The 6892-nt window shown below is 65.7% G+C and carries 6 protein-coding genes; all 6 read left to right on the top strand.

The window, feature by feature from the left end; all coding sequences use genetic code 11:
• The coding region (locus tag WBG82_RS10990; protein WP_424424571.1) for a UDP-N-acetylmuramoylalanyl-D-glutamyl-2,6-diaminopimelate--D-alanyl-D-alanine ligase at nt 1-1282 on the top strand (1282 nt) is incomplete at its 5' end.
• Nucleotides 1282-2370, top strand: a complete 1089-nt coding sequence (mraY, locus tag WBG82_RS10985) for a phospho-N-acetylmuramoyl-pentapeptide-transferase (RefSeq protein WP_424424570.1) — start codon at nt 1282-1284, stop codon at nt 2368-2370. The genes WBG82_RS10990 and mraY, both read left to right, overlap by 1 nt.
• 5 nt (nt 2371-2375) lie before the next feature.
• A complete protein-coding gene (gene murD / locus WBG82_RS10980; RefSeq protein ID WP_424424569.1) occupies nt 2376-3785 on the top strand; it encodes a UDP-N-acetylmuramoyl-L-alanine--D-glutamate ligase in 1410 nt (469 codons plus the stop codon).
• Entirely contained in the window at nt 3782-4930 is a 1149-nt protein-coding gene (gene ftsW, locus WBG82_RS10975) for a putative lipid II flippase FtsW (RefSeq protein WP_424424568.1), read from the top strand. The genes murD and ftsW overlap by 4 nt, the downstream gene beginning before the upstream one ends.
• Nucleotides 4927-6117, top strand: coding sequence for an undecaprenyldiphospho-muramoylpentapeptide beta-N-acetylglucosaminyltransferase (gene murG / locus WBG82_RS10970; RefSeq protein WP_424424567.1), 1191 nt, complete (start codon nt 4927-4929; stop codon nt 6115-6117). Before ftsW ends, murG begins: the two co-directional genes overlap by 4 nt.
• The coding region (locus tag WBG82_RS10965; RefSeq protein ID WP_424424566.1) for a UDP-N-acetylmuramate--L-alanine ligase at nt 6117-6892 on the top strand (776 nt) is incomplete at its 3' end. The genes murG and WBG82_RS10965, both read left to right, overlap by 1 nt.

Raw genomic sequence — 6892 nt, 5'->3', positions numbered from 1 at the left:
CGCCTATGTCGAGGCGGCCTTCGGCCATGGCGCGGTGGCGGCCATCGTTTCGGATGTGACGCCGGCGATGCGCGCGGGCGGACCACTCCTCGTCGTTCCCGATGCGCTGGAGGCGCTGAACGCGCTCGGCCGCGCGGCGCGGCATCGCACGGAGGCGAAGATCGTCGCGGTCACGGGTAGCGTCGGCAAGACCGGCACCAAAGAAGCGCTGCGGATGATCCTTTCGCAGCAGGGCGCGACGCATGCCTCGGCCGCGTCCTACAACAATCTCTGGGGCGTGCCGCTTTCGCTCGCGCGCATGCCGGCCAATACGCGCTTTGGCATTTTCGAGATCGGCATGAGCGCGCCGGGCGAGATCACGCCCTTGTCGAAGCTCGTCGAGCCTTTCGTCGCCCTCGTCACCACGGTCGAGGCGGTGCATATGGCCTTCTTCAACTCGGTCGAAGAGATCGCCGATGCGAAGGCCGAGGTTTTCGATGGATTGCAGAGGGGCGGCGTCGCGATCCTCAATCGCGATAACCCGCATTTTGCGCGCCTCGAGAAGCGCGCGCGCGCGGCGGGCGCGGGCCGCATCATTTCCTTCGGCGAGGACGAGAAGGCGGATGCTCGCCTCGAGAAGGTCGTGCTCAAGGACGATTGCTCCTGCGTTTCGGCGACGATCTGCGGCGAGCCTGTGACCTACAAGCTCGGCGTGCCGGGCCGGCATATCGTCATGAACAGTCTTGCCATGCTCGCCTGCGTCAAGGCGGTGGATGCGGATCTCGCGCTGGCGGCACTCGCGCTCGCCAATCTCAAGGCGCCCAGGGGGCGCGGCGAGCGCCATCACATTCTGGCGCCGGGGCGGCCGTTCCTGCTCATCGACGAAAGCTACAATGCCAATCCCGCCTCCATGCGGGCGGCCCTCGAGACGCTGGGCAGGATCGAGCCGGGAAGGCGCGCGCGCCGCATAGCGGTGCTTGGCGACATGCTCGAACTGGGTGAGGAGTCCGTCGCGCTTCATCGCGCGCTCTCGATCCCGCTCGCGCAGGCCGATATCGATCTCGTTTTTGCCAGCGGTCCGCATATGCGCGCGCTTTTCGACGCGCTGCCCGCGGACAGGCAGGGCGCTTATTCCGAAAAGTCGAGTGGATTGATCGCGCCGCTCGTCGAGGCTGTTCACGACGGCGATGTGGTGATGGTGAAGGGCTCGAACGGATCGCGCATGGGGCTTGTCGTCGAGGCGCTTCTGACGCTCGGCGAAGACGACAGCGAAAGCATTCGGCGCAACAGGGGGGAGGCCTGATGCTTTACGATCTTCTTGCGGGCTTGTCGAAGGATCTCGCGGTGCTGAACGTGTTCCGCTACATCACGTTCCGCACCGGGGGCGCGACGCTCACCGCGCTTCTCATCACATTCCTCTTCGGGCCGCGCATCATCGCGCTTCTCAAGTCGCGCCAGCGCAGGGGGCAGCCGATCCGCGAGGACGGGCCGAAGACGCATGTGATCCAGAAGCAGGGCACGCCCACCATGGGCGGCTTTCTCATTCTGGTCGGCCTGGTGCCGTCGGTCATCATCTGGGCCGATCTTTCCAACCGCTATGTCTGGATTGTGATGCTCGTCACGCTGGGCTTCGGCGCGGTCGGCTTCGCGGACGACTATCTCAAGGTCTCGAAGATTTCGCCCAAGGGCGTGCCGGGCCGGGTCAAGCTCTTCTTCGAATTCATCATCGCCGGGCTCGCCATGTGGGCGCTCGTGTCGATCGCGCGCGAGCCGCTGGCGACAGCGCTCACCATTCCCTTCTTCAAGGGCGTGCTCATCCAGATGGGTGCCTTCTTCTTTCTCTTCGGCGCGCTCGTCATCGTCGGCTCGTCCAATGCCGTCAATCTGACGGACGGGCTCGACGGGCTTGCGATCGTGCCGGTGATGATCGCGGCGGCGAGCCTTGGCCTGATCGTCTATCTCGTCGGCAACGCCGTCTTCGCCGATTATCTGCAAATCCACTTCGTACCGGGCACGGGCGAACTTGCGGTCTTCTGCGGCGCTCTTATCGGTGCAGGACTTGGTTTTCTCTGGTACAACGCGCCGCCTGCGATGGTGTTCATGGGCGACACGGGATCGCTCGCGCTTGGCGGCGCGCTCGGCGCAATTTCGGTTGCGGCCAAGCATGAGCTCGTTCTGGCGATCATCGGCGGCCTCTTCGTTCTCGAGGCGATCTCGGTGATCGTGCAGGTCGCGTCCTTCAAGTTGACGGGCAAGCGCGTCTTCCGCATGGCGCCGCTCCATCATCATTTCGAGCAGAAGGGATGGGCGGAGCCGACCGTCGTGATCCGCTTCTGGATCATTGCCGTCGTTCTCGCGATGGCGGGGCTTGCGACATTGAAGTTGAGGTGAGTTGAATGATTGCGGCGACCGGCTTCGCTGACCGTACGGTGGCTCTCTTCGGGCTCGGAAAGTCCGGACTGTCGACCGTGCGCGCGCTCGAGGCAGGTGGCGCGCGTGTCGTTGCGTGGGACGATTCGGAGGCGAAGCGCGCCGAGGCCGCGCGTGCGGGCGTCGCGGTCGAGGATCTGACGAAGCGGACATGGAGCGATGTCGCCGCCTTCGTGCTGAGCCCCGGCGTGCCGCTGACCCATCCCGAGCCTCATCCGACCGTGAAGCTCGCCCAAGCGGCGGGCGTCGAAATCATCGGCGATGTGGAGCTTTTCCAGCGCGCCGTCAGGGCGAGCGATGCGGGCGCGCGCATCGTCGCCATCACGGGGACGAACGGCAAGTCGACGACGACGGCGCTCATCGGCCATATGGTCCGGCGCTGCAGCGCCGATGCACAGGTCGGCGGCAATATCGGCAAGCCCGTGCTCGAACTCGACCCGCCGAAACCCATGACGGTCTATGTCGTCGAGGTTTCCTCCTACCAGATCGACCTCGCGCCCGGCCTTGCGCCGGATGTCGGCGTGCTCCTCAACATCACGCCCGACCATATCGACCGTCATGGCACGATCGAGAATTACGCGGCGGTCAAGGCGCGCCTCTTCGCGCACCAGCCGGCCGATGCGACCGCGATCATCGGCGTCGACGATGTCTATTCGATGGATATCTGCACCGCGGCTTCCGCGTCGCGCGGGCCGAGGGTCGTTCCGATCTCGGTCGGCAAGACGCTTGGCCGCGGCGTCTATGTGCTCGACGGCACGCTTTATGACGGCACGGGAACGCAGACGGTCAAGGCAGGCGACTTCCGGCCGCTGCGCACGCTGGCCGGCGCGCATAACTGGCAGAATGCGGCGGCGGCCTATGCGGTCGGGCGCGCGCTCGGCTTTTCGCGCGACAAGATACTCACCGCCTTCGAGAGTTTTCCCGGCCTTGCCCATCGCATGGAGATCGTCGCCGAGGAGGACGGCGTGCGCTATGTCAACGACAGCAAGGCGACCAATGCCGACGCCGCATCGAAGGCGCTCGCCACTTACGACAACATCTACTGGATCATCGGCGGCAAGCCGAAAGCGGGCGGCATCGAGACGCTCGGTGATTATTTTCCGCGCATCCGGCGCGCCTATCTGATCGGGGCGGCGTCGGACGAATTCGCGCGCACGCTCGATGGCAAGGTCGATTATGTCCGCTGCCAGACGCTCGACCGCGCGGTCGAGATGGCGGCGGAGGATGCCGAGGCTGCCGAGGGTGCGCCGCGCGTCGTTCTCCTGTCGCCTGCCTGCGCCTCGTTCGACCAGTTCGCCAATTTCGAGGAACGGGGCGAAGCGTTCCGCACGCTCGTCCTGAAGCATCTCGACGCCGAGGGGAGGGCCACGGCATGATCCGCCTCGCGCGCACCAATCGCAGCCAGCTCGCCGAATGGTGGTGGACCGTCGACAAGTGGACGCTGTTCGGGCTCTTCTGCCTCATGCTGATCGGCGGCGTGCTGACGCTGGCGGCAAGCCCGGCGGTCGCGATGCGCATTCATCTGCCGCCGTTTCATTTCGTCTATCGTCAGCTCTTCTTCCTGATGCCCACGATCATGGTCATCGTCGGCGTTTCGCTGCTCAATGTGCGTCAGGTGCGCCGTCTCGCCGCCATCACCTTTGCCTGCGCCTTCACGCTTATGGTGCTGACGATCTTCATCGGCCCGGAGGTCAAGGGCGCGCATCGCTGGCTTCAGATCGGGCCGCTCGCCATCCAGCCGTCGGAATTCGTGAAGCCCTCCTTCATCGTGCTCGCGGCGTGGATGTTCGCGGAGGCGCAGCGCACGCCAGGCTTTCCGGGCACGCTCATCGCGATCGCGCTCTATGGAATGGTGGTCGGCATACTCGCGCTCCAGCCGGATTTCGGCCAGCTCATGCTCGTCACCATGGTGTTCGGCGCGATCTTCTTCATGGCCGGTCTTTCCTGGCGCTGGATCGTATCGCTCGGCGTGGTCGCGATCGTCGGCGCGCTTGCGGCCTACACGCTGATGCCGCATGTGGCGAGCCGCGTCGACCGTTTCCTCAATCCTGAATCGGGCGATACCTACCAGATCGACCGCGCGCTCGACGCCTTCCATACGGGCGGCTTCTTCGGACGCGGCCCGGGAGAGGGCTCGGTGAAGCGCATCCTTCCCGACGCGCATACGGACTTCATCTTCGCCGTCGCGGCGGAAGAATATGGCGTGATCGTCGGGCTCCTCATCATCGGCCTCTTCTCCTTCATCGTCATGCGGACGCTGAACCGCGCCATGGACGAGCCGGACCTCTTCATCCAGTTCGCCTCCTGCGGGCTCGTCGCGCTGTTCGGGCTTCAGGCGCTCATCAACATGTCGGTGAATGTGAACCTCATTCCCGCCAAGGGCATGACGCTGCCCTTCATTTCCTATGGCGGCTCCTCGATGATCGCGCTCGGCCTCACAATGGGAATGCTGCTCGCGCTGACGCGGCGCCGCGCCGGCAGCAATGTGGCGCCGCCCAGTGGAAAGAGGGCGCACGCATGAAGCTGCATCCACAGGGCCCGATCGTCATTGCCGCCGGCGGCACGGGGGGGCACCTCTTCCCTGGCCAGTCGCTCGCACAGGAGTTGAAGCGCCGCGGCCGCCGCATCGTGCTGATGACGGATGAGCGCGTGCAGCATTTCGACCGGCTCTTCCCGGGCGCCGACATTTACGCGGTGCCCTCGGCAACGCCGACCAATCGCGGATTTGCGGGGCTCGTGCGGGCAGCGCCTGCAATCGTCTCGGGCATCGCGCAGGCCTTCGGCATACTCGGCCGCATCGAGCCTTCGGTCGTGGTCGGCTTCGGCGGTTATCCGACGCTGCCGCCGCTTGCGGCCGCGATCCTGCGCGGCATTCCCACATGCGTGCATGAGCAGAACGCGGTTCTCGGGCGGGTGAACAGGCTCGCCGCGCCCTTCGTTCAGGCCATCGCCTCGACCTTCGCGGCGCCGAAATTCCTGCGGGCACGCGACGCGGGCAAGCTCGTCGTCACCGGAAATCCCGTCCGCGATGCCGTCATCGAGCAGGCCGGCGCGCCTTATGCGCAGCCCGGCGCGCCGGAGCGGCTTCATCTTCTCGTCTTTGGCGGCAGCCAGGGCGCGCGTGTCTTCGCCGATGTGGTGCCGGGGGCGCTGGCGCTTCTGCCCGATCATCTGAAGTCGCGTCTCGAGGTCGTGCAGCAGGCGCGGCCCGAGGATCTCGCGCGGGTGCGCGCGGCCTACGAGAGCGCCGGCATCCGCGCGACGCTCGAAAGTTTCTTCGACGACATGCCCGCGCGCATCGCCCGCGCGCATTTCGTCATCGGCCGTTCCGGCGCCTCGACGGTTGCGGAGCTTTGCGTCATCGGGCGGCCGTCGATCCTCGTGCCGCTCCCCCATTCGCTCGACAACGATCAGAAAGCCAATGCCGAAAAGATGCAGGCCGCCGGCGCTGCATGGATGATCGAGCAGAAGGACCTTTCGGAAGCCCATCTCGCCGCGCGGCTGATCGCGCTTCTCGAAGACGGCGCGGCCCTTGCCCGTGCGGCGGTGGCCGCGCGCGCTCAGGGAGAGCCCGGCGCCGTGCGCCGGCTCGCCGATCTCGTCGAGGCGCTGGGGCGGGGCGAACTCCACCTGCTCGGGAGCGCCGCGCGGCAGGAAGACGACATTCAATCGCCCGGTCCACTTCTCTTTGCGCAGGGAGGCTGTTGATGCGCCCAGCGCCACTCGACATAGGTACAATTCATTTCGTCGGTATCGGCGGTATCGGCATGAGCGGCATTGCCGAAGTCATGCGCAATCTCGGCTATGAGGTGCAGGGGAGCGACGTTTCCGAAAGCGCGAACGTCAAGCGCCTGCGCACGCTCGGCATTCCGGTGAAGGTGGGCCACGCCGCGAGCAATCTGGGCGACGCGCATGTGGTCGTCGTGTCTTCGGCGATCAAGCCCGACAATCCCGAACTCGTCGAGGCGCGGGCGCGCTTCCTTCCGATCGTGCGCCGCGCGGAAATGCTTGCGGAGCTGATGCGCCTCAAATCCTGCGTCGCCATCGCCGGCACGCATGGCAAGACGACGACGACCTCGCTCGTCGCCGCACTCCTCGATGGCGCGGGGCTCGATCCCACCGTCATCAATGGCGGCATCATCAATGCCTATGGCACCAATGCGCGGCTCGGCGCGGGCGAATGGATGGTCGTCGAGGCGGATGAATCCGACGGCACTTTCGTCAAGCTGCCGGCGACGATCGCCATCGTCACCAATATCGACCCGGAGCATCTCGACTATTACGGCACATTCGAGGCGGCGAAGGATGCGTTCCTCACCTTCGTCGAGAATGTGCCGTTCTATGGCTGCGCGGTCATGTGCATCGACCATCCGGAGGTGCAGGCGCTCATCGGCCGCGTGCGCGACCGGCGCATCGTCACCTATGGCACGAGCCCGCAGGCCGACATCCGCGCGACCAATCCGCGCGTCGAGAAGGGGCTCAA

Source organism: Parvibaculum sp. (genome assembly GCF_049671045.1).
GTDB lineage: Bacteria > Pseudomonadota > Alphaproteobacteria > Parvibaculales > Parvibaculaceae > Parvibaculum.
The sequence above is the reverse complement of the archived record's forward strand: the minus strand, read 5'-3'. Positions and strand labels throughout refer to the sequence as shown.